Here is a 26,367-nt window from a genome sequence, read left to right as displayed (position 1 = left end):
GAGGGAAGACAGGGAATGAGCTACGACTACATCATCACCGGCGCCGGCCCGGCCGGCTGCGTTCTCGCCAATCGCCTCTCCGAGGATCCAGCGGTCCGTGTCCTTTTGCTGGAGGCCGGCGGCGGCGACTGGAATCCGCTGTTTCACATGCCGGCAGGTTTTGCCAAGATGACCAAGGGCGTTGCCAGCTGGGGCTGGGAGACCGTGCCGCAGAAGCACATGAAGGGCAGGGTGCTACGCTATACCCAGGCCAAGGTGATCGGCGGCGGCTCGTCGATCAATGCCCAACTCTATACCCGCGGCAACGCCGCCGACTACGACCTCTGGGCCTCCGAAGACGGCTGCAGCGGCTGGGATTACCGCAGCGTTCTTCCCTATTTCAAGCGCTCAGAAGACAACCAGCGCTTTGCCGACGACTATCACGCCTGTGGCGGCCCGCTCGGTGTCTCGATGCCCACGGCGGCGCTGCCGATCTGCGACGCCTATATCCGCGCCGGTCAGGAACTCGGCATTCCCTACAATCATGATTTCAACGGTCGCCAGCAGGCGGGCGTCGGCTTCTATCAGCTCACCCAGCGCAATCGCCGCCGCTCGAGCGCATCGCTTGCCTATCTTTCGCCGATTAAGGATCGCCGCAATCTGACGGTTCGCACCAGCGCGCGCGTGGCGCGGATCGTGCTTGAGGGTACACGTGCCGTCGGCGTCGAAGTCGTCACCGGCAAGGGCAGCGAGATCATCCGGGCGGAGCGCGAGGTGCTCGTTTCCTCCGGCGCCATCGGTTCGCCCAAGCTCTTGTTGCAGTCCGGCATTGGGCCTGCCGATCACCTGAAATCGGTGGGTGTCGCGGTAAAACATGACCTACCGGGTGTCGGCGGCAACCTGCAGGATCACCTCGATCTCTTTGTCATTTCCGAATGCACCGGCGACCACACCTATGACGGCGTCGCAAAACTCCATCGTACGCTATGGGCCGGCCTGCAATATGTACTCTTCCGCTCGGGCCCGGTGGCGTCGTCGCTGTTTGAGACCGGTGGCTTCTGGTATGCCGATCCGAACGCCCGCTCGCCCGATATCCAGTTCCATCTCGGTCTCGGCTCGGGCATCGAGGCGGGCGTCGAAAAGCTGAAGAATGCCGGCGTGACGCTGAACTCCGCCTATCTGCATCCGCGCTCGCGCGGAACGGTGCGGCTTTCCTCCTCCGATCCGGCGGCAGCGCCGCTGATCGATCCCAACTACTGGGAGGATCCGCATGATCGCAGGATGTCCATCGAAGGCCTGAAGATCGCCCGCGAGATCATGCAGCAGGCGGCGCTCAAGCCCTTCGTGCTGGCGGAGCGCCTGCCGGGCAATTCGGTCGTCAGCGATGAGCAGTTCTTCGACTACGGCTGCGCCAACGCCAAGACCGACCATCACCCCGTCGGCACCTGCAAGATGGGCACGGACGCGATGGCGGTGGTCGGGCTCGATCTCAAGGTGCGTGGCCTTGAAGGCCTGCGCGTCTGCGACAGCTCGGTGATGCCGCGCGTTCCCTCTTGCAACACCAACGGGCCGACGATCATGATGGGGGAGAAGGGCGCCGACATCATCCGCGAGCGCCAGCCCCTGCCGCCGGCGATCTTCGCCCACGAACGCAACGACAGCCGCCCGCGCGCCCGCGCCGATATCCGTTGAGGTCCCCATGATCCGCCATTGTGTCTTCATTCGCTTCCGCCCCGAAATCTCCAGCGAGGAGAAGGCGGTGATCTTCGGGGAGATTGCCGCGCTGAGGGCCAGGTTACAGGGATTCCTTGCCGCCCATATCGGCGCCAATGTCAGCCCGGAAGTGGGCATGGACAAGGGCTTTGCCGAAGGCTTCATCGTCGACTTCACTGACGCGGCGGCGCGCGATGCCTATCTGGAAGACGAGGAGCACCGCAAGACCGGCGCCAAGATCGTTGCTGCGGCCGAGGGCGGTATTGCCGGCATCTTCGTCTACGATCTCGAAATCGCCGGCTGAGGGACGCCATGATCGATGCGCGCCTCTTCCTGACCCGGCTTTTCGAGGAAGCCGTTCGAGCCGCCGATCCTTATGAGGCGATCAAGGCGCATCTGCCCGCCCCGCCGAAAGGGCGGACGGTGGTCGTCGGCGCGGGCAAGGCGGCAAGCCAGATGGCCGCCGCCTTCGAGAAGCTCTGGAAGCATCCCTTCTCCGGAACGGTCGTCGCCCGTCATGGACCGATCGAACAGTGTGAGACGATCACTGTGCTGCAGTCGGCTCATCCGGTGCCGGATGAGGCGGGGCTTGCTGCCTCGGATGCCTTGCTGAAGGCCGTGGCCGGTTTGACGGCGGACGATCTGGCCATCGCGCTGATTTCCGGTGGCGGCTCGGCCCTGCTCCCGGCGCCGCCTGAGGGTTTGACGCTCGCCGACGAGATCGCCGTCAACAAGGCGCTGCTTGCCTCCGGCGCGCCGATCTCGGCTATGAACGTCGTTCGCAAGCACGTGTCGCGGATAAAGGGCGGGCGGCTCGCTGCAGCCGCCTTTCCGGCGCGTGTCGTTAGTCTGGTCGTTTCGGACGTACCCGGCGACAACCCGGCCTTCGTCGCTTCGGGGCCGACCGTTCCGGATCGCAGCATGGCGGCCGAGGCGCTGGAGATCGTTGCCCGCTATCGCATGGAACTTCCCGACCAAGTGGTGACGCATCTGCGCTCGGAGGCCGCTGCAGCGCCCGATCCGGACAATCCGCGGTTTGCCGCGCATGAGTGTCACGTCGTTGCTTCGGCAAGCGTTTCGCTCGAAGCGGCGGCGGCCAAGGCGCGCGAACTCGGCATCGAGGCGCATATACTCTCGGACGCGATCGAGGGTGAAGCGCGCGATATCGGTCGCATGCATGCAGCGCTTGCCCGCGAAGTGGCGCTGAGAGACCGGCCGTTCGGCAAGCCGGTCGTACTGCTTTCCGGTGGTGAGACGACGGTGACGATTTCGGGCAAGGACTACGGCAAGGGCGGGCGCAACAGCGAGTTCCTGTTGTCGCTGGCGCTCGATATCGACGGCGTGTCGGGGATCGATGCGCTTGCCGCCGATACGGACGGCATCGACGGCTCCGAAGACAATGCCGGTGCCTTTGCAAATGGGCAGAGCATTGCCCGCATGCGGGCGGCTGGCATCGATCCACGTCTACATCTTACCCGGCACGACGCCTGGTCGGCCTTTGACGTGAGCGGCGATCTCTTCGTGCCCGGACCGACCGGAACCAACGTCAACGATTTCCGGGCGCTGTTGATTCGTTAGGACGCGCCTCGCGCGTAGAGACGTTAGCCGGATTCAGGTGTGCAATCGAAATGCAGACGCCGCCGCCGAGATCTTCGGCGGCGGCGTTGCCTTGTCGTGCGTCGCTTGGGCTTACTTGGCGCGCTTCAGCGCATCGCCGAGGATCGAGACGATCTCGCCAAAATGTTTCTCTTCGGCGATCAGCGGCGGCGAGAAGGCTATGATGTCGCCGGTGACGCGGATCAGCAGGCCCTTCTCGAAGCAATCGACGAAGACGTCGTAGGCGCGGGCGCCGATTGCGCCGTCGCGCGACTGCAACTCGATGCCGGCGATCAGGCCGATCGTGCGGATGTCGATGACATAAGGCAGGCCCTTCAGCGAGTGCATGGCGTCGTGCCAGGCGTCCTGCAGCTCGACGGCGCGGGTCATGAGGCCCTCGTCGCGGTAGATGTCGAGCGTGGCGATACCGGCAGCGCAGGCGGCCGGATGGCCGGAATAGGTGTAGCCGTGGAAGAGCTCGATCGCGTTTTCGGGCCCATGCATCAGCGCGTCATGCACCTTGCGGCTGGCAAAGACCGCGCCCATCGGGATCGCACCGTTGGTGAGACCCTTGGCCGCCGTCACCATATCCGGGGTTACACCGAAGAAGTCGGTGGCAAAGGCGGCGCCGAGGCGGCCGAAGCCGGTGATGACTTCGTCGAAGATCAACAGGATGCCGTGCTTGTCGCAGATGGCGCGCAGACGCTCAAGATATCCCTTCGGCGGGATCAGCACGCCGGTTGAGCCGGCGACCGGCTCGACGATGCAGGCGGCGATGGTTTCGGCGCCATGCAGCGCCACCAGCCGCTCGAGATCGTCGGCAAGCTCGGCGCCGTGTTCCGGCTGGCCCTTGACGAAGGCGTTCTTCGCGGGGTCATGCGTGTGGCGCAGGTGGTCGGAGCCAGGAAGCTGCGGGAAGACGCGGCGGTTGTTGAGGATGCCACCGACCGAAATGCCGCCGAAGCCGACACCGTGATAGCCGCGTTCTCGGCCGATCAGGCGCGTGCGAGTGCCCTGGCCGATCGCGCGCTGATAGGCGATCGCCATCTTCAGGGCCGTGTCAACCGATTCAGAACCCGAACCGGTGAAGAAGACGCGGTCGAGCTTCTGGCCCTCAGGACCGGGCGCGATCTCGGCGAGACGTTCGGCAAAATCGAAGGCAATCGGATGGCCCATCTGGAAAGACGGGGCGAAATCCATGGTCGACAGCTGGCGCTCGACGGCAGAGGCGATCTGGCGGCGGCCGTGGCCGGCGTTCACACACCAGAGCCCGGCGGTACCGTCGAGGATCGTGCGGCCATCGGTGCTGGTGTAGTGCATCCCTTCGGCGGACGCGAGCAGTCGCGGAGCCTGCTTGAACTGCCGGTTGGCGGTAAACGGCATCCAATAGCTGTCGAGAACGGGGGCGTTGGGTTTGGTGTGCTGGTTCATGGCATCCTCCTGAGTTCGGCGATTGACGCCATGATTTGATTTGCCAAACAAGTCCTTTTCTGCTGTCAGTTAACTCATTGAAATTTATTGTACAGTCGTCGCGTGTTTACGCTATTTCGAACAACCTGAACACCAAGGTTCGGATCATATGACCGTCGATATCGGAAACCGGCTTCGTCATCTCCGCCTGATGCACAATCTGTCGCAGCGCGAACTGGCCAAGCGCGCCGGCGTCACCAATTCGACGATCTCGCTGATCGAGTCGAACGCCTCCAATCCTTCCGTCGGTGCGCTGAAGCGTATTCTCGACGGCATTCCGATTGGGCTTGCGGAATTCTTCTCCTTCGAACCGGAACGACCGCGCAAGGCGTTCTATGCGGCGGAGGAACTGGTCGAGATCGGCAAGGGGCCGATTTCCTACCGGCAGATCGGCGAAAACCTCTTCGGCCGCAGCCTTCAGATCCTGAAAGAGGTCTATCAGCCGGGCGCCGACACGGGGAAGGTACCGCTGGTGCATGACGGCGAGGAAGGGGGCATCGTGTTGTCGGGCCGTATCGAGGTCACCGTCGACGATGAGCGGCGGATCCTGGGACCGGGGGATGCCTATTATTTTGAAAGCCGGCGGCCGCATCGTTTCCGCTGCGTCGGGCCGGTGCCTTGCGAAGTGATCAGCGCCTGCACGCCGCCGACGTTCTAGGAGCGGACGGCGCCGAGGCGCCATCCGGAGTTTGTCAAGAAAGCCGAGCGCAGGCGTCGGCGATGCGTTTGAGCGCTTCCTTCAGTTCCGCTTCCGAGGTCGCATAGGAAATGCGGAAGAACGACGAGAGACCGAAGGCCGAGCCCGGAACAACGGCGACATGGGCGTCGTCGAGCAGGTAGGCGCAGAAGTCCGTATCCGTTGCGATTGCCTTGCCCGAGGGCGTGACCTTGCCGAGCATGCCGGCGCAGCCGGAGAAGGTGTAGAAGGCACCTTCCGGGACGCGGCAATCGAGACCGTCGATGGCATTGAGGCCGGTAACGACGAGATCGCGGCGGCGCTGGAAGCTGGCGGTCCGTTCCTTCAGGAACTCCTGCGGACCAGTCAGCGCGGCAACCGAAGCGGCCTGGCTGACGGAGGAGGGGCAGGAGGTCGCCTGGCTCTGGACGACAGCCATCGCCTTGATCAGGTCGCGCGGACCGCCGGCATAGCCGATGCGCCAGCCGGTCATGGCATAGGCCTTGGAGACGCCGTTGACCGTGAGCGTGCGGTCCTTGAGGCGGGGCTCGAGTTGGGCCGGGGTGACGAAGCGGAAGCCGTCATAGACGATGTGCTCGTACATGTCGTCGACCAGCAGCCACACATGCGGATGCTTGAGGAGCACGTCGAGCAGCGGCCGGTAGTCGCTCGCGCTGTAGGCGGCACCCGACGGGTTCGAAGGCGAGTTTAAAAGCACCCAGCGCGTCTTCGGCGTGATTGCAGCCTCGAGCTTGTCGGCGGTCAGCCGGAAGCCGGAGGAGGCGTCGCAGGGGATCAGAACCGGCGTGCCTTCGCAGATCTGGACGATATCCGAATAGGAGGTCCAGTAGGGCGTCGGGATGACAACCTCGTCGCCCGGATTGATCGACGCCATCATGGCGTTGAACAGGATCTGCTTGGCGCCGGTCGAAACCGTAATCTCGTCCTGCTCGTAGGCAAGGCCGTTTTCACGCTGGAACTTTTCGCGGATCGCCTTCTTCAGTTCCGGCGTGCCGTCGAGGGCGGTGTACTTGGTGTCACCGCGCTTGATCGCCTCGCAGGCGGCGTCCTTGACGAAGTCGGGCGTGTCGAAATCCGGCTCGCCCGCACCGAGGATGATGACCGGCTTGCCTTCGCGCTTCATGGCCTGCGCGCGGGCGCCGATCTTGAGGATTTCGGACACTCCGATCGAGGAGATCCGCGAGGCGGGCTCAAAGCCCGCCTCCTTGACCGTTGCGTTGATGGTCATGGTCTCTACCTACCTGGGTGCGCCGATTATTCGATGTCGAACGACACGCCCTGCGCCAGCGGCAGAGCCTTCGAATAGTTCACCGTGTTCGTGGCGCGGCGCATGTAGGCCTTCCACGAGTCCGAACCGGATTCGCGGCCGCCGCCGGTTTCCTTCTCACCGCCGAAGGCGCCACCGATTTCGGCGCCCGAGGTGCCGATGTTGACGTTGGCGATACCGCAATCCGAGCCATCGACGGCGAGGAAGCGCTCGGATTCCTGCATGTCGCGGGTGAAGATCGAGGACGACAGGCCGGCTGCGACTGCATTGTGATCGGCAACGACGGCGTCGAAGTCGCTGTACTTCATGACGTAGAGGATCGGCGCGAAGGTTTCTTCGAGAACCGGTCCGGCCTGCTTCGGCATTTCGACGAGAGCGGGCTTGGCGTAGTAGCCGTTGTCATAACCGAGCTCGACGCGCTCGCCGCCAGTGACGGTGCCGCCATGCGACTTGGCTTCGGCGATTGCCTTCTGCATGCCGTCGAAGGCAGCCTTGTCGACGAGCGGGCCGACGAGGGCGGTGGTTTCGAGCGGGTTACCGACAGAGACCGAACCGTAGGCCTTCTTCAGGCGCGGAACGAGCTGGTCGTAGACGCTTTCATGCACGAACAGGCGGCGCATGGTGGTGCAACGCTGGCCGGCGGTGCCCATGGCGCCGAAGGCGATGGCGCGCAGCGCCATGTCGAGATCGGCCGACGGGCAGACGATGCCGGCATTGTTGCCGCCGAGCTCGAGGATGGCGCGGGCAAAGCGCTTGGCGAGGCGCGGGCCGACGTCGCGGCCCATGCGCGTCGAGCCGGTGGCCGATACGAGCGGAACCTTGGGGTTGTCGACGAGAACTTCACCGACGGTGCGGTCACCGATCAGGACCTGCGACAGGCCTTCCGGCGCATCGCCAAAGCGGGCGAGCGCGCGCTCGAAGATTGCCTGCGAGGCAAGCGCCGTGAGCGGGGTCTTTTCCGACGGCTTCCAGACGACGGAGTTGCCGCAGACGAGCGCCAGTGCGGTGTTCCACGACCAGACGGCGACCGGGAAGTTGAAGGCGGAGATGACGCCGACGACGCCGAGCGGGTGCCAGGTTTCCATCATGCGGTGGCCGGGACGCTCGGTGGCGATCGTCAGGCCATAGAGCTGGCGGGAAAGGCCGACTGCGAAATCGCAGATGTCGATCATTTCCTGCACTTCGCCGAGGCCTTCGGAGGTGATCTTGCCGGCTTCGATCGAAACCAGGCGGCCGAGGTCGGCCTTGAAGGCGCGCAGTTCTTCGCCGAGCAGGCGGATCAGTTCGCCGCGCTTCGGGGCGGGAACCAGGCGCCAGGCCTTGAAAGCTTCATGGGCCTGGTCGATCTTGGCGGCGGCTTCAGCGGCCGAAACCGTCTTGAGGGCCGCGATCTTCTCGCCGGTAACCGGGCTATAGGAAGGCATGTCGCCGCCGGTGTAGAGTTCCTTGGCGACGCCCATCTTTTCGAGAAGCGCTGCGGCTTCCTTGGTCACGTCGACTTTCTTGGTTGCGATGTTCATGGTCTGACTCCCGTTTTATTGGTTTAGATCATTCGTTGGAGCGAAATGTCGGCGGAAGACCGCACACACTTTCCTCATTCCGCTCTGGCCTATCCGAAACGCACACTGCCGAGCTTTCCCGGCGAGGTCAGCGTCTTCAGGCCCGCGGCCATGTCCTTGAGTTTGTCTGGTGTATAAAAGTCGTAATAGGCCTGATTGCGGCGGCCGATCGCATGTTCCGCGCTGAAGCTGCCGTGATATTCCTCGACGGCGACGGCGAAAACCCATTCGCGTAGCCGGGGTTCGAAAGTCTCGTCCTTGAGAAGATCGCTGTTCTTCGGCACGACGAGGTTGAAGTGCACGCCGCCGTCGCCGATATGGCCGAAATCGCAGACGGTCACGTCGGGAAATTTCGAGGGCATTTCGGCCTTCATATGGTCGCAGAAGGCCATGATGTCACCCCGGCGGAAGGAGACATCGAAGGCGATCAGCTTGCCCAAGTGCTTGACGCCCTCAGACAGCGCGTGGCGTAGCGCCCAGATTTCGTGCGGCGGACCGACGAAGGCGTCGGCGAGCGGTGCCTCCTCCATCTCCCAGATTTCGGCCAGCGCCGTTTCCAGCACGGCGTCGAGCGACTGTTCGCCTTCGCGCGGTGCCCAGGTGCCGCTGATCTCGGCGAGGATGACGTAGTCAGGGACTTGGCCAGCCTGGAACGGGTTTTTCAGCGACGGCACGTGGGCAAAGGCTGCCTTGACGGCATTGCTCGACATGCCCTCGAAGGCCGAAAGGTAGGCGCCGAGGCGTTCTTCCATGGCGCGCAGCAGCGGCATCACATGGGCGCCGCTCGCCGGAACCAGCAGTGCCGTTGCCGTCTGCTGCGGCAGGCGCTCGAGGTTGAGCACGCATTCGGTGACGATGCCGAAGGCGCCCGATGTGCCGACGAAGATCTGCTTCCAGTCAACGCCGGTGTTGTTCTTGCGCAAGTCGCATTGCAGGTCGAGCACGGTGCCGTCCGCGTCGGCCAGCACCACCTTGAGGCCGAGCGTATTTCGGCGCACGTCGCCGTATTTCAGGAAGCGTGAGCCGCCGGTATTGGTGGCGATCATGCCGCCGATGCGCGGGTCGGCGCCGAGATCGATCGGGAAGAACAGGCCGTGCTCTTCCAGCCGCCGGTTGAGATCGGACAGCCGGAAGCCGGCGTCGAGACGAACCGAGCGGTTGTCGAGGTCGAGTTCGAAGCGTTTTGCCAGCCGGTCGAGGCTGAGGATGGCTTCGTCGCCCGACTGATCCGGCGTCGAGCCGGAGACGAGGCCGGTGTTGCCGGACTGCGGGATCAGCGCGATGCCGTTGGTGACGCAATAGGCGACAGCGGCGGAAACCTCTTCGGTCGTCGCCGGCCGCAGCACGAGCGGCGTCCGGCCGCGATCATAGCGCGCGCCGGTCTCGTAGGCTTCCAGGTCTTCCGGACGCGTGACGACACCCTTGTCTCCAAGCATGTCGGTGAGCGCGTCGATGTGCAGTTGGTCGATCATCAGGGAAGCATCATTCCGCAGCGATGGCGCCGGTCAAGGCCTGAATGCAGCTTTCGATCGAAGCCTGCTCGATACCGGCATAGTGATCGAACTCGTTGAGCACGGTCGCACCGAGATCGGCCTCGAAGCGCTTCTGGTTCGGGCTGGCGACGAAATCCTGCTGCGCCCCGTCGCCGAGGTTCGACTGGAAGATGCCAGCGGCGCTGACCGGCAGGAAGTCTTCATAGACGATCGCGTCGAACTGGACGAGGCCAGCGGCGATCAACGCTTCGATGTCGTGCTTGCTGGAGACGCCGGCCTTGCGGCCTTTTTCCGTCAGCGAATAGCTGAAGTAGCCGAGCCCGGCTTCGCGGATGCCTGCCCAGGTGTCCGGGAAAGGCTCGAAAGCCCCGGCAAGTGCCGCTTCGTATTCGCGCGCGTTGGAACCGTCGGCCGCCGGGCGGACGATCTTGCGCGAGGCGTCGAGCAGTTCGTCGTAAAGCGCGCGGCCCTTGGGTGTCAGCGCGATGCCGCGCTGTTCGATCTCGCCGAAGCGGGCGGTGTGCGAGCCTTCCTTCCAGGTGCCGTCGGCATCCTTGAAGGAAACCGGCTCTTCGAGCGCCTTGAACGAGGTCTGGCGCAACAGGATCGGGCACTTGCGGGTCGGCGGCCCCTCGACGACGGCCTTCGGGGCAATCGCGTATGCCGGCATCAGCGCCTGCACCTTGTCGATGTCGAGCGTGCGCGGCGTCAGGTGGTTGATGTGGGGGCCCTTGAAGGAGACGACGTCGGCGATCAGGCGATGGGCGTCATGCAGGCGCTTGTACATGTCGGGGCTGACATTGGCCTTGTCGTGCCAACGAAATGTTTCGAGCACTTCCGAGACGAAGCGCTCTGCATCCACCTTGTCGAGACCGCCGTCGCGCTCGGCCTTTTCCGTGAGTTCGACGGCGCCGGCGGTGAAGATCTGGCGCGCGGCCAGAATAACTTCGGCTTCGGCACGCAGCGCTTCATCGGCGATGAGGTCGAGACGGAGCAGCGAGGTGAAGACGCGGAACGGATTACGCTTCAACGCGGCGTCGCCGACCGGGCGGAAGGCGGTCGAATGCACGGGAACGCCAGCGGTCGAGAGATCGTAGTAGCCGACCGGGTACATGCCCATGACGGCAAAGACGCGGCGCATCATAGCGAGTTCGGCGGGGGTGCCGAGCCGAATCGCGCCGTGGCGCTCCTCGGAGATGCGGTCGAGCGAATCCGTCGCGTCGAGGCGCTCCTTCAGCTTGGGGTCGGCGGCGAGCGTATCGTCGTTGACCTTGGCGACCAGCTCCATCAGCGTGCCGTAGGCCGGCACCTCTTCGCGGTACATGACCGACATGGCTGCGGAAAAGGCCGAGCGGATGTCGTCGGCGGATACGAAACTATTCTCTTTCACTGGGGCTCGCCTCGCGCTATGGGTGAAGGACAAGGTCATTCTCATTTCGGATCATATCCGATCGAACTGGCCATTGATCGCGTTGCTTCTGACTATGTTGATGCGAGGGCGGAATGAAGTTGAGCCGAAGACTGGTTCCCGACGTGACGACGCTGCAGGCGTTCGAATGTGCGGCGCGACACGGCAGCTTCACGCAGGCCGCAGCCGAGCTGAACCTCACGCAGAGCGCCGTCAGTCGCCAGATCAAGGATCTCGAAAACCAGCTCGGGGTACTCCTGTTCGAGCGTGTGCGCCAGCGTGTGATCCTGTCGGATGCCGGGCAGAAGTTTCTGCCGGAGGTGCGCCGCCTGCTCAACCAGACCGAGGAACTGATGGTGCGGGCGATGGCGTCTGCCCGGGCGGATTCAACGCTCTCGATCGCGTCATTGCCGACTTTCGGCAGCCGCTGGCTGGTACCGCGTCTCCCCGATTTCCTCAAGCGCCATCCGGACACGGTGATCAACATCGCCTCGCGCTCTGCGCCGTTCGATTTCGAGGAGCAGAATTTCGATCTGGCTATCCATTACGGGCAGCCGGTCTGGGCGCGCGCCACCTGCAGCTATCTCTGTAGTGAGATCATCGTGCCCGCCGCAAGTCCCGCCATGCTGGCAACCCATCCGGTTGCCTCCCCTGAAGATATCGTCACGGGGCCGATGCTCCATCTCGCCACAAGGCCAAAACTCTGGGCGCAATGGTTCGAGGCCAACGACATGGACGGGCGCGGCGCTTATCGCGGCAACCGTTTCGATCAGTTTTCCATGGTGATCGAGGCGGCGACCGCCGGGCTCGGCTTTGCTCTTTTGCCACGCTACCTGATCGAGCAGGAAATTGCCGCCGGCACGCTGCAGATCGTGCTCGACCGGCCGATGCAGACGGAAAACAGCTATTACCTCGCGGTGCCCGAGGGCAAGCTCGAAAACCCGATCAGCCTGGCGTTTCGCGAGTGGATCACCGAGCAGGTGGGCTGACCTGCGGTGCTTTTGTCGAAAATTCGTGGGAACCTTCCTCGCCCCATCACGTTTCGCCTCGTCTGCCACCCGCGATGAAGCTTGAAAGAGGGCATTTGAAAGAGTTGTATCGAAGTGCCACTGGGGGCGCGCACAGCGGCCGGTTCCGGCTTGATTCGGCTGTGCGCAAAACGTCCGATCTTGTATGAGCAATCCTTGCAAGCTGTTGGCACCACGGCTAAAAAATGCCATTTTCATGCATCACCGCGGCCTTGAAAACCAATGCGCCGCCGGCTTTGCGATCTCCGATGCCCAGTCGAGGGCGGTGCCTGTTACCGCCAGATCCCGGTTTCCCGGGAAATGACGGTGGATGGGAGGACACATGACCGTGTCTAGCAACGCGCCGGCTCAGCCTGATTTCTCAGGACCGCAGCCAACCCGGCACCCCGACGAGGGCCGGGCCGATCAACCCCGGTTGGATTCAGAACCCGTACCCATGCAGCTCCAAACTACGCCGCCCACCTCACCGCGCGAACCGGAAGCGAAGCAGATCGATTACAACGATTCGATCCGCTCCACCTTCTTTTCGATGGAGGACCTCCGGCAATGCGGCGAGGATCTCGCGGCAAAGGGTGTCTCCTCGCTGCCGGGCTTCTTCCCGTTCGAGTTCCGTCCGCGGCATCGCGAGAACGAGAACGAGATCCTGCGCGTCTACCGGGCGACGGCCGCGGACGTCGAGGCCGGGGCAACGATCACGCCGGCCGCCGAATGGCTGCTCGACAACCATCACGTCGTCGAAGAGGCGATCCAGGAAGTGCGGCGCGATTTCCCGCGCCGGTTCTATCGCCAGCTCCCGACGATTTCGGTTTCGGGCACGGTGATCCCGCGCACCATGGCGCTCGCCTGGCTCTACGCTGCCCACACCCACAGCACGGTGACGCGCGAAAGCATCACGGCGATGGTCGAGGGCTTCCAGAAGCACGAGACCTTCAAGATCGGCGAACTTTGGGCCTTGCCGTCGATCCTGCGCTTCGTGCTGATCGAGAACCTGCGTCGGATTGCCATCCGCGTCGAACGCTCGCGCGGCATGCGGCGCAAGGCAAACGACGTCGCCGACCAGATCATTCGCCTCAGCGAGCCGGAAAAGTCGCGCACGCTGCTTGCGGAATCGGAAGCGCTGGCGGCCGACAACACCTTCGTCGCGCAACTGCTCTACCGCATGCGTGACGGGTCGCAGACCTCAGGCGCCGTGATCGGCTGGATCGAGGATCAGCTCGAGAAGCGCGGCAGCGATGTCGAAAGCGCGCTGGTCGCCGAGCAGAACCGTCTGTCGTCCGGCAATGCGACGATGAGCAACATCATCCGCAGCCTGCGCGAGATCGACGACACCGACTGGGCCGTCTGGTTCGAAAGCGTCAGCAAGATCGATGCGGCGCTGCGTGAAGGCTCCGATTATGCGGCGCTCGATTTCGGGTCGCGCAACAAGTACCGCGACACGATCGAAAAGCTGGCGCGCCGTTCGGGGCACAGCGAATTCGAAGTGACGCAAATCGCCATCCAGATGGTGCGCGAGGCGGAAGTCGCTGCCGAGACGGAAGCGCCGCTGCAGCAGCCGAATGTCGGATCCTTCCTCGTCGGCAAGCAACGCAAGCTTCTGGAAAAGAAGATCAGCTACCGGCCGTCGGTGCTGCAGACCATCATTCGCCTCAGCCGCAGGCTCGATTGGTTTGCGATCGCCGGGCCGAACATCCTTCTGACCATCCTGGCGATGATCGCCGTCTACTCCTTCGTCAGCCCGATGGCGATCCCGAGTGGCGCGAAGCTGATCATGCTGCTGCTTTTCGCGCTGCCGGCCTCGGAAGGCGCGATGGGCCTGTTCAACACGCTGGTGACGCTGTTCGTCAAACCGTCGCGGCTGGTCGGCTACGAGTTCCTCGACGGGATCCCCGAGGACGCCCGCACGCTCGTTGCGGTGCCGTGCCTGATTTCAAAGCGCGATCACGTCGACGAACTGGTGCGCAATCTCGAGGTCCACTATCTCGCCAACCCGCGCGGTGAGATCTACTTTGCACTGGTCAGCGACTGGGCTGACAGCAAGGACGAGGAATCGAGTACCGACGCCGATGTGCTCGATTATGCCAAGCGCGAGATCGCTCAGCTCTCGGCGCGCTATGCCTATGACGGCAAGACCCGATTCTACCTGCTGCATCGCCGCCGCCTGTATAACGAGCAGGAAGGCGTGTGGATGGGCTGGGAGCGCAAGCGCGGCAAGCTGCACGAGCTGAACATGCTCTTGCGCGGTGACCGCGACACCTCGTTCCTGCAGGGCGCCAACACGGTGCCGGACAACGTTCAGTACGTGATGACGCTCGATTCCGACACGCGCCTGATGCGCGATGCGGTGACGAAGCTCGTCGGCAAGATGTACCATCCGATCAACCGTCCGGTCGTCGATCCGAAGACGCAGAACGTAATCGCCGGCTACAGCCTGCTGCAGCCGCGCGTCACGCCGTCGCTGACGACGGGCAGCGAAGCCTCCGCCTTCCAGCGCATCTTCTCCTCCAACCGCGGCATCGACCCTTACGTCTTCACCGTTTCGGACGTCTATCAGGACATTGCCGGCGAAGGCAGCTTCACCGGCAAGGGCCTCTATCATGTCGACGCCTTCGAGGCGGCGCTGAAGGGGCGCATCCAGGAAAACGCCGTTCTCAGCCACGACCTGCTCGAAGGCTCCTACGTGCGTTGCGCGCTGGTGACCGACGTCGAACTCGTCGAGGACTTCCCGACCCGCTACGAGGTGGAAATGTCGCGCCAGCATCGCTGGGCGCGCGGCGACTGGCAGCTGCTGCCCTATATCTTCAATCTGTCGAACGGGCTGTCGATGCTCGGACGCTGGAAGATGTACGACAACCTGCGCCGCTCGCTGATCCCGCTTGCCTGGCTCGTCGCCTCGGTCATGGGCTGGTACTACATGGAGCCGACCGAAGCGCTGATCTGGCAGATCGTGCTGATCTTCAGCCTGTTCGTGGCGCCGACGCTATCGCTGATCAACGGCCTCCTGCCGCGCCGCAACGACATCGTTGCCCGAGCGCACCTGCATGCGGTGTTGAACGAAGTCCGTGCCGCCAACGCGCAGGTCGCGCTGCGCATCGTCTTCATCGCCCACAATGCGGCGATGATGGGCGACGCCATCGTGCGTTCGCTCTACCGCACGTTCGTCAGCGGCAAACTGATGCTGGAATGGCGCACGGCCGCGCAGGTGCAGAGCGCCGGCCACGGCACCATTGGCGACTATTACCGCGCCATGTGGGTTGCGCCGGCGCTGTCGGCGATCTCGCTGGCCCTTGCGGCGATTTCCGACACTGGCCTGCCCTTCATCGGCATTCCCTTTGCGCTGCTGTGGGCCCTGTCTCCAGCCGTTGCCTGGTTCGTCAGCCAGTCGGCCGAAACCGAAGACCAGCTTGTCGTTTCCGATGAGGCGATCGACGAGATGCGCCTGATCGCGCGCCGCACCTGGCGATACTTCGAGACCTTCGTCACCGCCGAGCAGCACTTCCTGCCGCCGGACAACTTCCAGGAAACGCCGCAGCCGGTTCTCGCCGAGCGGACGTCGCCGACGAATATCGGCGTCTATCTGCTCTCCGTCATGTCGGCGCGCGATTTCGGCTGGATCGGCTTCGAGGAGACGATCAACCGGCTGGAGCAGACGATCGCCACCATCGACCGGATGCCGAAATATCGCGGCCACCTGTTCAACTGGTACCGGACGAATACGCTCGAAACCATGGAGCCGCGCTACATTTCGTCGGTCGACAGCGGCAATCTGGCCGGTCATCTGATCGCCGTGTCGTCGATGTGTCGCGACTGGGCCGAAGCGCCGTCGGCGCATGTCCAGGGCAGTCTCACCGGTATCGGCGACGTCGCTGCGATCCTTCAGGAAGTGCTGCGCGACCTGCCCGACGACCGCAAGACCGTGCGTCCGTTGCGTCGCCTGATCGAAGAACGCATCGTCGGCTTCCAGAACGCGCTCGCTGCGATCATGCGCGAACACGAGTTCGCTTCGATCCGGGTGATCAACCTGGCCGTTCTGGCGCGCGACATGCACAAGCTCACCGTCAATCTCGACCATGAGGTGCGCACGCCGCAAAGCAGCGAAGTGACGAAGTGGGCCAACTCACTCGTCACCACCTGCGAAGCCCATATAGCCGATGGCGTCTTCGATCTCGGCGCAATCGAATCGCTGCGCCAGCGCCTGCTGGTGATGAAGGACCGGGCACGCGACATCGCCTTCTCGATGGATTTCGGTTTCCTGTTCCGTCCGGAGCGGCGCCTGCTGTCGATCGGCTTCCGCGTCAACGCCAACGAGCTCGACGAGGCCTGCTACGATCTTCTTGCGTCGGAAGCTCGTCTCACCAGCCTGTTTGCCATCGCCAAGGGCGATCTTCCGACGGAGCACTGGTACAAGCTCGGCCGGCCGATCGTGCCGATCGGCGCACGCGGTGCGCTGATCTCCTGGTCCGGCTCGATGTTCGAATACCTGATGCCGCCTTTGGTCATGCAGGAGCGTCAGGGTGGTATCCTCAACCAGACCAACAATCTGGTCGTGAAGGAACAGATCAACCACGGCCGTCGCCTCGGCACGCCGTGGGGCATCTCGGAAGCCGCCTTCAACGCGCGTGACCACGAGCTCACCTACCAGTACACCAACTTCGGTGTGCCGACGCTCGGTCTCAAGCGTGGTCTCGGCCAGAACGCGGTCATCGCGCCCTACGCCTCGATCCTCGCCTGCATGTACGATCCGAAGTCGGCGCTCGCCAACCTCGGGCGTCTCCGCGAGGTCGGCGCGCTCGGCGCATACGGCTACCACGACGCCGTCGACTTCACGCCGACGCGCGTGCCTGAGGGCCAGAAGTGCGCGGTGGTTCGCAATTACTATGCCCACCACCATGGCATGTCGATCGCGGCTGTCGCCAACGTCGTCTTCAACGGCCGCCTGCGCGAGTGGTTCCACGCCGATCCGGTGATCGAAGCCGCCGAACTGCTGCTGCAGGAAAAGGCGCCGCGCGACATTCCGATCATGAATGCCAAGCGCGAGCCGGAATCGGTCGGCAAGGGCCAGGACGATCTCCTGCGCCCTGAGGTCCGCATCATCGAGAACCCGCTTTCGCAGGACCGCGAGACCGTGTTCCTCTCCAACGGCCACTACTCGGTGATGCTGACGGCCAACGGCGCCGGTTACGCCCGCTGGAACGGCCAGTCGGTTACCCGCTGGAAGCCGGATCCGGTCGAGGACCGTACCGGTACCTTCATCTTCCTGCGCGATACGACGACCGGCGACTGGTGGTCGGCGACGTCGGAGCCGCGACGCGCGGCCGGTGAGAAGATGCTGACGCGCTTCGGCGACGACAAGGCGGAATTCGTCAAGACCGTCGGTGATCTCACCAGCGAGGTGGAATGCATCGTCGCCACCGAACACGATGCCGAAGGGCGCCGGGTCATGCTGCTCAACACCGGCACCCAGGACCGCTTCATCGAAGTGACCTCCTATGCCGAGCCTGTGCTTTCGACAGACGAGGCCGACAGCGCACACCCGGCGTTTTCGAAGATGTTCCTGCGCACGGAAATCAGCCGCCGCGGCGATGTCATCCGCGTCAGCCGCAACAAGCGCAGCTCCGGCGATCCGGACATGGAAGTGGCGCATCTCGTCACCGACAATGCGGGCAGCGATCGCCATACGGAAGCCGAGACCGACCGTCGCCGCTTCATCGGCCCGGGCCGCACGCTTGCCGAAGCCGCTGCCTTCGATACGGATGCGGTGCTTTCCGGCACGGACGGCTTCACGCTCGATCCGATCATGTCGCTGCGCCGGGTCGTGCGCGTCCCCGCCGGCAAGAAGGTCAGCGTCGTCTTCTGGACGATCGCCGCCCCGAGCCGCGAGGAGGTCGATCGCGCGATCGACCGCTACCGCCATCCGGAGACCTTCAACCAGGAGCTCATCCACGCCTGGACCCGCAGCCAGGTGCAGATGCGCCATGTCGGCGTGACCTCGCAGGAAGCGGCAAGCTTCCAGATGCTCGGCCGCTACCTCGTCTATCCGGACATGCATCTGCGCGCCGATTCGGCGACGGTTCAGGCCGGCCTGGATTCTCAGTCGAAGCTCTGGCCGCTGGCGATTTCGGGCGACTACCCGATCTTCTGCCTGCGCATCAATGACGACGGCGATCTCGGCATCGCCCGTGAGGCGCTGCGCGCCCAGGAATACCTGCGCGCCCGCGGCATCACCGCCGATCTCGTGATCATCAACGAGCGCGCCTCGTCCTATGCCCAGGACATGCAGCACGCGCTCGACTCCATGTGCGAAAACCTGAGGCTTCGCGGTCTCTCGGACGGTCCGCGCCAGCACATCTTCTCGGTGCGCCGCGACCTGATGGAGGCGGAGACGTGGTCGACCTTGCTGTCGGCCTCGCGCGCGGTCTTCCATGCCCGCAACGGCACGATCTCCGACCAGATCGCCCGCGCCAACTCGCTCTATTCGCCGGCACCGGTGAAAGGCTCCGAAAAGAGCGCTGAGTTCTCAGGCCCGCTGCTGGCAGCGCCGCAGGAGGACGCGGATGCCGCCCCGGCGGAAATCAAGGGCGATGGTCTTTCCTTCTGGAACGGCTTCGGCGGTTTCGCCGATGGCGGTCGCGAATACGTCGTGCGCCTGCGCGGCGGCGAAGCGACGCCGCAGCCGTGGATCAATGTCATCTCCAATGATGCTTTCGGCTTCCACATCTCGGCCGAGGGTGCGGCCTATTCCTGGAGCCGCAACTCGCGCGACTACCAGCTGACGCCCTGGACCAATGATACGGTCGTCAACCGGCCGGGCGAAGCCATCTTCATCCGCGACATGGCAAGCGGCATGGTCGCCACGCCCTATGCGGCGCTCTCGCGCCGCCGTTCCGTCGTCTTCGAGACGGCGCACGGGCTCGGCTATTCGATCTTCCGCAGCACCCAGGACGACCTTGAGATCGAGGTCGTCCAGACGGTGCATCGCAGCCTGCCGGCCAAGCTCGTCCGCGTGTCTGTCCGCAACCGTGCGGCGTCGGCGCGGCAGTTGAGGCTCTACGGCTACAACGAGTGGGTACTTGGCAACAACCGTGCCCGTTCGGCGCCCTTCGTCCTTTCGAAATGGGACGAGACGGCCGAGGCGCTGGTGGCAACCAACCCTTACAGCATCGATTTTGCCGGCCGATCCGCCTTCTTCGCCGTCGATGGCGGCGATGCGGCCGGCTACACCGCCAGCCGCCGGGAGTTCCTGGGCGCGATCGGCGGCATTCTGGCGCCGCAGGCGGTCACTTCGGGTGCCGATCTTTCGGGCTCCGTCGATGTCGACGGCGATCCTTGCGCCGTGGTCGCAACGGACATTTCCATCGAGCCCGGTGCCGAACGGCAGGTCACGTTCATCCTCGGCGATACCGATACGGACGATCAGGTTCGAGCCATCATCGGCGAACTGCGTGAGACCGCGTTCGACACGGTGCTTGAGGCGAACAAGACGTTCTGGCGCGAATTCACTGACATCGTGAAGGTGGAAACGCCGGATCCGGCCTTCAACGCCATGATCAACAACTGGCTGCCCTATCAGAGCCTCGGCTGCCGCATCATGGCGCGCTCGGCCTTCTATCAGGCAAGCGGTGCCTTCGGTTTCCGCGACCAGTTGCAGGATACGCTGGCGTTCCTGATCCATCGTCCGGAACTCGCCCGGGCACAGATCCTCAACGCTGCCTCCCGCCAGTTTACCGAAGGCGACGTGCAGCATTGGTGGCTGCCGGGAACCGGCGCCGGTGTGCGCACGATGATCTCCGACGACGTCGTCTGGCTCGCCCATGCCGTGACCCGCTATTGCACGGTGACCGGCACGTCCGATCTCCTTGCCGAGAAGCTTGCCTTCATCACTGGCCCGGCGCTCGAAGCGGGGCAGCACGACGCCTTCTACAAGCCGGAGATTTCCGAAGAGGTCGGCGACGTCTACGAGCATTGCGCCCGTGCACTCGATCTTGCGATCAAGCGGACCGGTGAGAACGGCCTGCCACTGTTCCTTGCCGGCGACTGGAACGATGGCATGAACCGGGTCGGCGAGAAGGGGCAAGGCACGAGCACCTGGCTCGGCTGGTTCCTGGCTGGCACGCTGCGTGGCTTCCTGCCCTTCGCGCGCGAGCGCAAGGACGAGGCGCGCATCACGCGCTGGGAGGCGCATCTCGAAGCGCTCAAGAAGGCGCTCGCGACCGCCGGCTGGGATGGCGACTACTACCGTCGCGGCTATTACGACGATGGCACGCCGCTTGGCACCAGTGAGGCTCTGGAGTGCCGGATCGATTCGATCGCTCAGTCCTGGAGCGTGCTTTCGGGCGAAGGCGACGAGCAGCGTTCGCTGAAGGCGATGGACGCGGTCATGGCTGAACTGGTCGACCCCGACCAGCGCATCGTGCGGCTGTTCACACCGCCGCTCGAGCGGACGTCGCAGGATCCGGGCTACATCAAGGCCTATCCGCCCGGCGTGCGCGAGAATGGCGGGCAATATACTCACGCCGCCACCTGGGTCGCCTTGGCCTTTGCCGAACAGGGCAGGGCGGAAGAGGCCTGGCGGGTCTTCCAGATGCTGAATCCGATCTCGCATGCCGAAAACCGCGAAGCGGCGGAACACTATCGCGTCGAGCCCTATGTCGTTGCCGCCGATATCTACGGCGAAGGCGATCTGGCGGGGCGTGGCGGCTGGACCTGGTATACGGGATCTGCCGGCTGGCTCTACCGTGTCGGCGTCGAGGGCATCCTCGGTATTCGCCGGCAGGGCGACAGGCTGGTCATCCGTCCGGTGCTGCCGGCAGCCTGGAACGGATACTCGGCCGAAGTGACGCTCAATGGCGCGCGGCACAAGATTGCGGTCGAACGCGACAAGAAAAGTGGCGAGCCGATCGTCAGCGTCAACAATAGTGTCACAAAAAACGCGCATGAAGGCATTTTGCTGTAACGGCCGGCATTGAAGACAGGATGAAACCGGCTTTGTTCCCGCAAGGGCAAGGCCGGTTTTTCTTTGCGGATTTGCCGGCGGCGCGACCTCGACGGCTGAGCGTCGTGCAGGAATTCAAAGTCCTACAGCGACCTTTGCGCGTCTGATAAGACGCGCGGCGCTGTAGATTTCATGAGCGGGGTGCCGGGCGGGAAACCGCCTGCAGATGGCCTCCCGCTCTCCTTCATGGTGCCGGGCATCGCGCGAAAGGCGGGACGTCGGTACCCGTTTCAACAGGGATGGGGCAGGGGCGCCAAATCCTGGAAAACGGACCGCATGCTGCAAAAGACTTTTCAGGGTGGCGTCGACCCGATGTCCGCCCGATTGGTTCCGAAGGAGCGTGACACACGCCTTGATGTGTTCAGGGCGCTGTGTCTTCTGACGATTTTCGTCAATCACGTTCCCGGGCAATATCTCGAATACCTGACCCACAAGAACTTCGGCTTTTCCGATTCCGCTGAAGCTTTCGTCTTAATCTCGGGCCTCTCGGTCGGGATCGCCTATGGCGGCAAGTTCGTCTCCGGCGGTCGGCTGGCCATGACGCTCAAAATCTGGCGCCGGGCCCTGGCGCTTTACGTCGCCCACATCATGACGAGCATCGTAACGCTGGCGATCTTTGCCGGCGGCGCGATCTACTTCGGAAGGCAGGACCTGATCGGCGAGATCAACATCCGCCCGATGGTGGAGCAGACGGAGCAGGGCATCGTTGCCATGGTGCTCTTGGGACATCAGCTCGGCTACAACAACATCCTGTCGATGTATGCGGCGCTGTTCCTGCTGCTGCCGGGCATCCTCTGGCTGAACGGCGTCAGCAAGAAACTGCTGCTTCTGCTCTCGGCCGCGCTGTGGTTCGCTGCGGGCATCTTCAAGTTCGTGCCGTCGAACTTCCTCGACGAGGGCTACTGGTTTCTCAATCCCTGGTCCTGGCAGTTCCTGTTCGTCATCGGCGTGGTGATGATGACCTATGTGCGCAACGGCGGATCGCTGCCGCGCTGGCCCTGGCTGATCATGCTGTCCTGTGCCTATCTTGCCGTTTCCGCCGTCTGGGTCTTGTTCTCGTTCTGGAGCATCGACCTCTCCTTCGGTCTTCCGGCCGTTCTGACAGGCTTCGATAAGACCTTCCTGTCCACGCCGCGATTGCTGCATGTGCTGGCGCTCGGCTACGTCATCGCGGTGACGCCTCGAATCAGCAACCTCGCCAAACTCGACCGCGACCATCCGCTGGCGGTGGTCGGCCGGCATTCGCTACCGATCTTCATCTTCGGCACGATCCTGGCGATGTCCGGCCAGGTGCTGCTGTTCGTGACGGGGAAGAACCCGGTCTTCGGCAGCCTCTTCGTGCTCGCCGGCATCGGCCTGCACTTTGCCTATGCCTATTATCTTGAATGGCTGCGCGGCATCGCGTCTGCCAAACCGCTAAGGGCGGCGTAGCAAACGCCACCCTTGACCGTGCGTCAGCATCAGGTTCGGGAACCCAGCGCCAGGCGGCAGGCAAGCCCCGTGAACACGCCGGCGAGAAGGTATTGCGGCAGTTTCGGGAAACGCCGGAAGCCGGAAAGTCTTGCGCGCAGATGGCTGCCAACAAGGATGACAGTGCCGTTCACGAGTAAGCCGATCCCGTTCAGGATGGTCGCAAGCAGAAGCATCTGCAGGACCATCGACCCGCCATTCGGGTCCACGAACTGGGGAAAAAGGGCCAGCACGAACAGCGCCATCTTCGGATTGAGCAGGTTGGTCATCAGTCCCTCGCCGAAGACCCACCGGCGTGAGAGCCGCTTGAGCGTCGACGTCGGGGACGCGCCCGAGGGATGCGAACGTACCGTCTTCCAGGCGAGATAAAGCAGATAGGCGCAGCCCGCCCAGCGCACGATCTCATAGGCAACCGGTACGGTGAGGAAGAGCTGCGAGAGGCCGAGCGCCGCCGCGAGCGCATGGCAGTAGGTGCCAAGCGCGATGCCGGCATAGGTGAGAAACCCGACGGCACGGCCCTGGCTGAGGCTGCGAGACGCAATCAGCAGCATGTCAGGGCCGGGCGTTGCGGTCAGCACGAGGCTTGCGGCGGCAAACAGAGCGATGGTGGAGATATCCGGCATTGGTGATTCCCTTGGAATTGAAGCCGGAATTCCCGTCTACCAATAATTTGGCGAATGACAAGACTTCCTGATGCGGCGCTTGCCCAAAAAGAAAAGCCACCCGCGGCTGACCGCGGGTGGCTTGATGTACGATTTGCCTGACGTCGGGCGAGCGTTACGCTGCCGTGTGGCTCATGCGGACGTCGTCGTCCGTCAGGATGCCGCTGGCGCGGAGCAGGGCTGCAAAGCGGCCGTTGCTCTGGCTGAGCTCGTTGAAGCCGCCCATCTCGACGATCCGGCCCTGGTCCATGAAGACCACCAGGTCGGCCTCGCGCACCGTCGACAGGCGGTGGGCGATGATGAAGGTCGTGCGGTTCTTGCGCAGCGCATCGATCGCATCCTTGACGCGGTTCTCGGTTTCGACGTCGAGCGCGCTGGTCGCCTCGTCGAGCACCAGGATCGGCGCGTTCTTGAGGATGGCGCGAGCGATGGCCACACGCTGGCGCTCGCCACCCGACAGACGGTTGCCGCGCTCGCCGACGACCGTATCGTAACCGGTCGTGCGGCCCTCGATGAAGTCGCAGGCAGCAGCCGCTTCGGCGGCAGCCATGACTTCCTCGATCGTCGCGTCGTCACGGCCAAGCCGGATGTTTTCCGAGATCGAGCGGTTCATCAGGCCCGCATCCTGGAAGACGGTGGCGATCGAACGGCGCAGCGACTTGCGCGTCACCTTCGAGATGTCGTTGCCGTCGATCAGGATCTGGCCGTCGCGCGGATCGTGGACGCGTTGCAAGAGGTTGACGAGCGTCGTCTTGCCGGCACCCGTCGGGCCGACGATGGCGATCGTCTGGCCGGCCTTGGCGGTGAACGAGACGTTGTGCACGCCCTGGTTCGTGTTGGCAAAGTCGAAGGAGACGTTGCGGAACTCGACCTCGCCGACAACCGGCGGCAGCTCGGTCGCACCGGCCGGCTCGTCGCGTTCGCGCACGGCGTCTTCGAGGGTGAAGAAGTCCTCGAGCTTGGCACGAGCTTCGAAGATCTGCGTGACGAAGGCTTTCATCTGGTCGAGGCGCCCGATCAGCAGGTTGGCAAAGCCGATGAAGGCGATGACTTCGCCGACGCCGAGTTCGCCGCGCTGCACCAGCACGGTACCGATCACGAGGATCGCCATCATAGAGATGGTCGAGGCGACGCGGTTCAGCCCGCTTGCGAGTGCCCACCAGTCGAGTACCGGGAACTGGGCCGAGATCAGCCGCTCGGTGAACTTCTTCAGCTCGCGGGTTTCAGCCTCGATGCGGTTGTAGCTGTGCACGACCGAAACGTTGCTGATCGCGTCGGAAACGTGCGAGAAAACCGTGTGGTAGTGGTTCTCGACCGAAGCCTGGCCCTCCTTGGTGCGGCTCATGACCACCTTGCTGATCACCACATAGAGCGCGCCGAGAACGACGAGCACGAGCGACAGGCGCACGTCCATGGCAAAGGCGGTCGGAACGAGCAGAACGAGGGCGACGGCGGTCGCCAGATGCTGGCGCATGAATTCGAGCCAGAGACCGAAGAGGGTTTCGCAGGCGCGAAGCAGCGTGTGCAGGGCGTTGGACGTGCCGCGCTGGCTATGCCAGGCAAGCGGCATGGAAACGATGCGGCCGAAGGCTTCCGTCAGGAGCGTGGCGCGGCGGCCATGGGCCAGCCGGTCGGCCTCGCGGGCGACGAGCACGAAGGCGACGGTGTTGAAGACGCCGAGGCCTGCCCACATGAGCAGCATCGGCGTGACTTCGCCCTTCGACGAGATGGCGTCGATGATACGACCGAACAGGATCGGTTCGGCAATTGTGATCGCTGCCAGAACGACGTTGGCAAGCACGATCGCTGAGACGCGAAACTTGTGAACCGCAAGATACTGGAGCGCTCTTGCATACACCTGGAACAATGACACTGTCTCACCCCTTCCGGGTACCGGATTTGACGCGCCGCAGACCTTCTGCGGCGGATGCACCCGCGTCCTCGAGGTTCCCCATGGCGAGCATTGAAGCCTCGCGCCGTTAGAGCACTCGGGGCCGCGCTGAGACGGTCTTTTGCGGCAATGGGAAGCCGTAGCCGGACGCAGGGCAGCCACTCGTTTTCCCGTTTCGCTCGTCTGTGAGCTTGGCGAGAATATTCATAGTCTGCTATCTGTCGTGCCAACTCCGATTTCTTGCATATTTCGCATAAGACCGGGCGTGGTATGACGGATTATCGCGGGTGCAACATGAATGGTCGCTGAACGGTGCCTTTATGTCCGGATTCGGAAATGCGACCATATGCATCGACCTGGAAGGTGATCCATGAACATTACGCTGCTCGTACAGTTTCTCGCGCTTCTGGAGGAGATGAAGACACGCGAGGAAATCATCCCGGAATTCGAGCGCCTGCTCGATCGCTGCGGCTTCGACTTCTACGGCGTCGTGCGCCAGCCCAAGCCGCATGACAACCCGCTGAGGCTGCTGCTTGCCGGTCGCTGGCCCGAGGGCTGGCCGCAGATCTATATCCGCAAGAAGTTCGTGGTGATCGACCCGACCATCCGCTATCTCGGCCATGCCCAGCGTGGTTTCCGCTGGCGCGATACGCTGTTTGCTTTCCGCTCCGATCCGCATCGCAAGCGCATGGAAAGCATGATGATCGAGGCCCGCAACCACGGTCTCTACGACGGCTACATCTTCCCGGTGCACGGCCGGCGCGGTCTGCTCGGCAACCTGACGGTCGGCGGCCGCGTCGTCGACCTGAGCCCTGTCGAGATCAGCCTGTTCGACTCGATCGCCAAGCGGCTGTTCTGGAAGCTCTTGGACCTGACCGACCCCGAGGTTTCGGCCGAGCTCGGTTCGCGTGTCGAAGTGCAAATGACGCGGCGCGAAATGGAAGCCCTCAATTATCTCGCCGACGGACTGACCTCCAACGACATCGGCAAGGTGCTGGATATTTCGAGCCACACGGTCGATTGGTACATGAACGGAATCCAGGAAAAGCTGAAGGCCAAGAACCGCCACCACGTCGTGGCGATCGCCTTCCGTCTCGGCCTGATTTCCTAAAGTCGAAAGGCATTCGGTTTCCTGTCGCATCTGA

15 protein-coding genes are annotated in these 26,367 nt (G+C 63.6%); 8 read left to right on the top strand and 7 right to left on the bottom strand.

Annotated elements, in window-relative coordinates; all coding sequences use genetic code 11:
• Window positions 1–15 precede the first annotated feature (15 nt).
• From IB272_RS13430 to IB272_RS13420, 3 genes are read left to right on the top strand one after another with little or no spacing between them, the layout of a single operon-like run.
• Entirely contained in the window at window positions 16–1,671 is a 1,656-nt protein-coding gene (locus IB272_RS13430) for a GMC family oxidoreductase N-terminal domain-containing protein (protein WP_192444454.1), read from the top strand.
• Between the two features lie 7 nt (window positions 1,672–1,678).
• Complete coding sequence (locus IB272_RS13425; protein ID WP_060586590.1) at window positions 1,679–1,996, top strand: Dabb family protein; 318 nt, start codon at window positions 1,679–1,681, stop codon at window positions 1,994–1,996.
• Between the two features lie 8 nt (window positions 1,997–2,004).
• Entirely contained in the window at window positions 2,005–3,270 is a 1,266-nt protein-coding gene (locus tag IB272_RS13420; protein WP_060586588.1) for a glycerate kinase, read from the top strand.
• A gap of 111 nt (window positions 3,271–3,381) precedes the next feature.
• Here the strand turns inward: IB272_RS13420 and IB272_RS13415 are convergent, their stop codons facing one another.
• Window positions 3,382–4,719: an aspartate aminotransferase family protein gene (locus IB272_RS13415; RefSeq protein ID WP_060586584.1), complete on the bottom strand. Its 1,338-nt coding sequence runs from the start codon at window positions 4,717–4,719 to the stop codon at window positions 3,382–3,384.
• Between the two features lie 148 nt (window positions 4,720–4,867).
• Here IB272_RS13415 and IB272_RS13410 point away from each other — a divergent pair, with 148 nt between their 5' ends.
• On the top strand, window positions 4,868–5,416 hold the full coding sequence (locus IB272_RS13410; protein WP_060521493.1) for a cupin domain-containing protein: 549 nt from the start codon (window positions 4,868–4,870) through the stop codon (window positions 5,414–5,416).
• 34 nt (window positions 5,417–5,450) lie between these two features.
• Here the strand turns inward: IB272_RS13410 and IB272_RS13405 are convergent, their stop codons facing one another.
• The 4 genes from IB272_RS13405 to IB272_RS13390 all read right to left on the bottom strand — a co-directional run bounded on the left by IB272_RS13405 (window position 5,451) and on the right by IB272_RS13390 (window position 11,164).
• A complete protein-coding gene (locus tag IB272_RS13405) occupies window positions 5,451–6,683 on the bottom strand; it encodes a pyridoxal phosphate-dependent aminotransferase (protein ID WP_192444453.1) in 1,233 nt (410 codons plus the stop codon).
• Between the two features lie 26 nt (window positions 6,684–6,709).
• Window positions 6,710–8,242 carry an aldehyde dehydrogenase family protein gene (locus IB272_RS13400; RefSeq protein ID WP_034802987.1) on the bottom strand — a complete coding sequence of 511 codons (1,533 nt, stop codon included), beginning with the start codon at window positions 8,240–8,242 and terminating at the stop codon, window positions 6,710–6,712.
• An 89-nt stretch (window positions 8,243–8,331) separates the two neighbouring features.
• The gene (locus tag IB272_RS13395) at window positions 8,332–9,753 is read right to left on the bottom strand and encodes an FAD-binding oxidoreductase (RefSeq protein ID WP_113135839.1); all 1,422 of its coding nucleotides are present in this window, start codon (window positions 9,751–9,753) and stop codon (window positions 8,332–8,334) included.
• Between the two features lie 10 nt (window positions 9,754–9,763).
• Complete coding sequence (locus tag IB272_RS13390; RefSeq protein WP_060586583.1) at window positions 9,764–11,164, bottom strand: VOC family protein; 1,401 nt, start codon at window positions 11,162–11,164, stop codon at window positions 9,764–9,766.
• Between the two features lie 113 nt (window positions 11,165–11,277).
• On the opposite strand from IB272_RS13390, the gene IB272_RS13385 reads away from it, so the two are divergent.
• From IB272_RS13385 to opgC, 3 genes are all read left to right on the top strand, one after another.
• Entirely contained in the window at window positions 11,278–12,171 is an 894-nt protein-coding gene (locus IB272_RS13385) for a LysR family transcriptional regulator (protein WP_034802979.1), read from the top strand.
• Between the two features lie 361 nt (window positions 12,172–12,532).
• Window positions 12,533–21,160 carry a cyclic beta-(1,2)-glucan synthase gene (ndvB, locus tag IB272_RS13380; protein WP_060586581.1) on the top strand — a complete coding sequence of 2,876 codons (8,628 nt, stop codon included), beginning with the start codon at window positions 12,533–12,535 and terminating at the stop codon, window positions 21,158–21,160.
• Between the two features lie 315 nt (window positions 21,161–21,475).
• Entirely contained in the window at window positions 21,476–22,630 is a 1,155-nt protein-coding gene (gene opgC / locus IB272_RS13375; protein WP_060521488.1) for an OpgC domain-containing protein, read from the top strand.
• 29 nt (window positions 22,631–22,659) lie between these two features.
• On the opposite strand, the gene IB272_RS13370 is transcribed toward opgC, so the two are convergent.
• The gene (locus IB272_RS13370; RefSeq protein WP_060586577.1) at window positions 22,660–23,292 is read right to left on the bottom strand and encodes a LysE family translocator; all 633 of its coding nucleotides are present in this window, start codon (window positions 23,290–23,292) and stop codon (window positions 22,660–22,662) included.
• A 154-nt stretch (window positions 23,293–23,446) separates the two neighbouring features.
• The gene (locus IB272_RS13365) at window positions 23,447–25,204 is read right to left on the bottom strand and encodes a glucan ABC transporter ATP-binding protein/ permease (RefSeq protein WP_034802972.1); all 1,758 of its coding nucleotides are present in this window, start codon (window positions 25,202–25,204) and stop codon (window positions 23,447–23,449) included.
• Window positions 25,205–25,592: 388 nt separating this feature from the next.
• Here IB272_RS13365 and IB272_RS13360 point away from each other — a divergent pair, with 388 nt between their 5' ends.
• Complete coding sequence (locus IB272_RS13360; RefSeq protein ID WP_034802969.1) at window positions 25,593–26,333, top strand: autoinducer binding domain-containing protein; 741 nt, start codon at window positions 25,593–25,595, stop codon at window positions 26,331–26,333.
• Window positions 26,334–26,367 lie beyond the last annotated feature (34 nt).

It is taken from the genome of Ensifer sp. ENS08 (assembly GCF_014852195.1).
Lineage (GTDB): Bacteria > Pseudomonadota > Alphaproteobacteria > Rhizobiales > Rhizobiaceae > Ensifer > Ensifer adhaerens.
This window is presented reverse-complemented; position numbering and strand designations above follow the sequence as displayed.

Excerpts from the sequence above, each read along its gene's own strand:
- IB272_RS13430 (WP_192444454.1), top strand. The coding sequence starts at position 16 with ATGAGCTACGACTACATCATCACCGGCGCCGGCCCGGCCGGCTGCGTT.
- IB272_RS13425 (WP_060586590.1), top strand. The coding sequence starts at position 1,679 with ATGATCCGCCATTGTGTCTTCATTCGCTTCCGCCCCGAAATCTCCAGC.
- IB272_RS13420 (WP_060586588.1), top strand. The coding sequence starts at position 2,005 with ATGATCGATGCGCGCCTCTTCCTGACCCGGCTTTTCGAGGAAGCCGTT.
- IB272_RS13415 (WP_060586584.1), bottom strand. The coding sequence starts at position 4,719 with ATGAACCAGCACACCAAACCCAACGCCCCCGTTCTCGACAGCTATTGG.
- IB272_RS13410 (WP_060521493.1), top strand. The coding sequence starts at position 4,868 with ATGACCGTCGATATCGGAAACCGGCTTCGTCATCTCCGCCTGATGCAC.
- IB272_RS13405 (WP_192444453.1), bottom strand. The coding sequence starts at position 6,683 with ATGACCATCAACGCAACGGTCAAGGAGGCGGGCTTTGAGCCCGCCTCG.
- IB272_RS13400 (WP_034802987.1), bottom strand. The coding sequence starts at position 8,242 with ATGAACATCGCAACCAAGAAAGTCGACGTGACCAAGGAAGCCGCAGCG.
- IB272_RS13395 (WP_113135839.1), bottom strand. The coding sequence starts at position 9,753 with ATGATCGACCAACTGCACATCGACGCGCTCACCGACATGCTTGGAGAC.
- IB272_RS13385 (WP_034802979.1), top strand. The coding sequence starts at position 11,278 with ATGAAGTTGAGCCGAAGACTGGTTCCCGACGTGACGACGCTGCAGGCG.
- ndvB (WP_060586581.1), top strand. The coding sequence starts at position 12,533 with ATGACCGTGTCTAGCAACGCGCCGGCTCAGCCTGATTTCTCAGGACCG.
- opgC (WP_060521488.1), top strand. The coding sequence starts at position 21,476 with ATGCTGCAAAAGACTTTTCAGGGTGGCGTCGACCCGATGTCCGCCCGA.
- IB272_RS13370 (WP_060586577.1), bottom strand. The coding sequence starts at position 23,292 with ATGCCGGATATCTCCACCATCGCTCTGTTTGCCGCCGCAAGCCTCGTG.
- IB272_RS13360 (WP_034802969.1), top strand. The coding sequence starts at position 25,593 with ATGAACATTACGCTGCTCGTACAGTTTCTCGCGCTTCTGGAGGAGATG.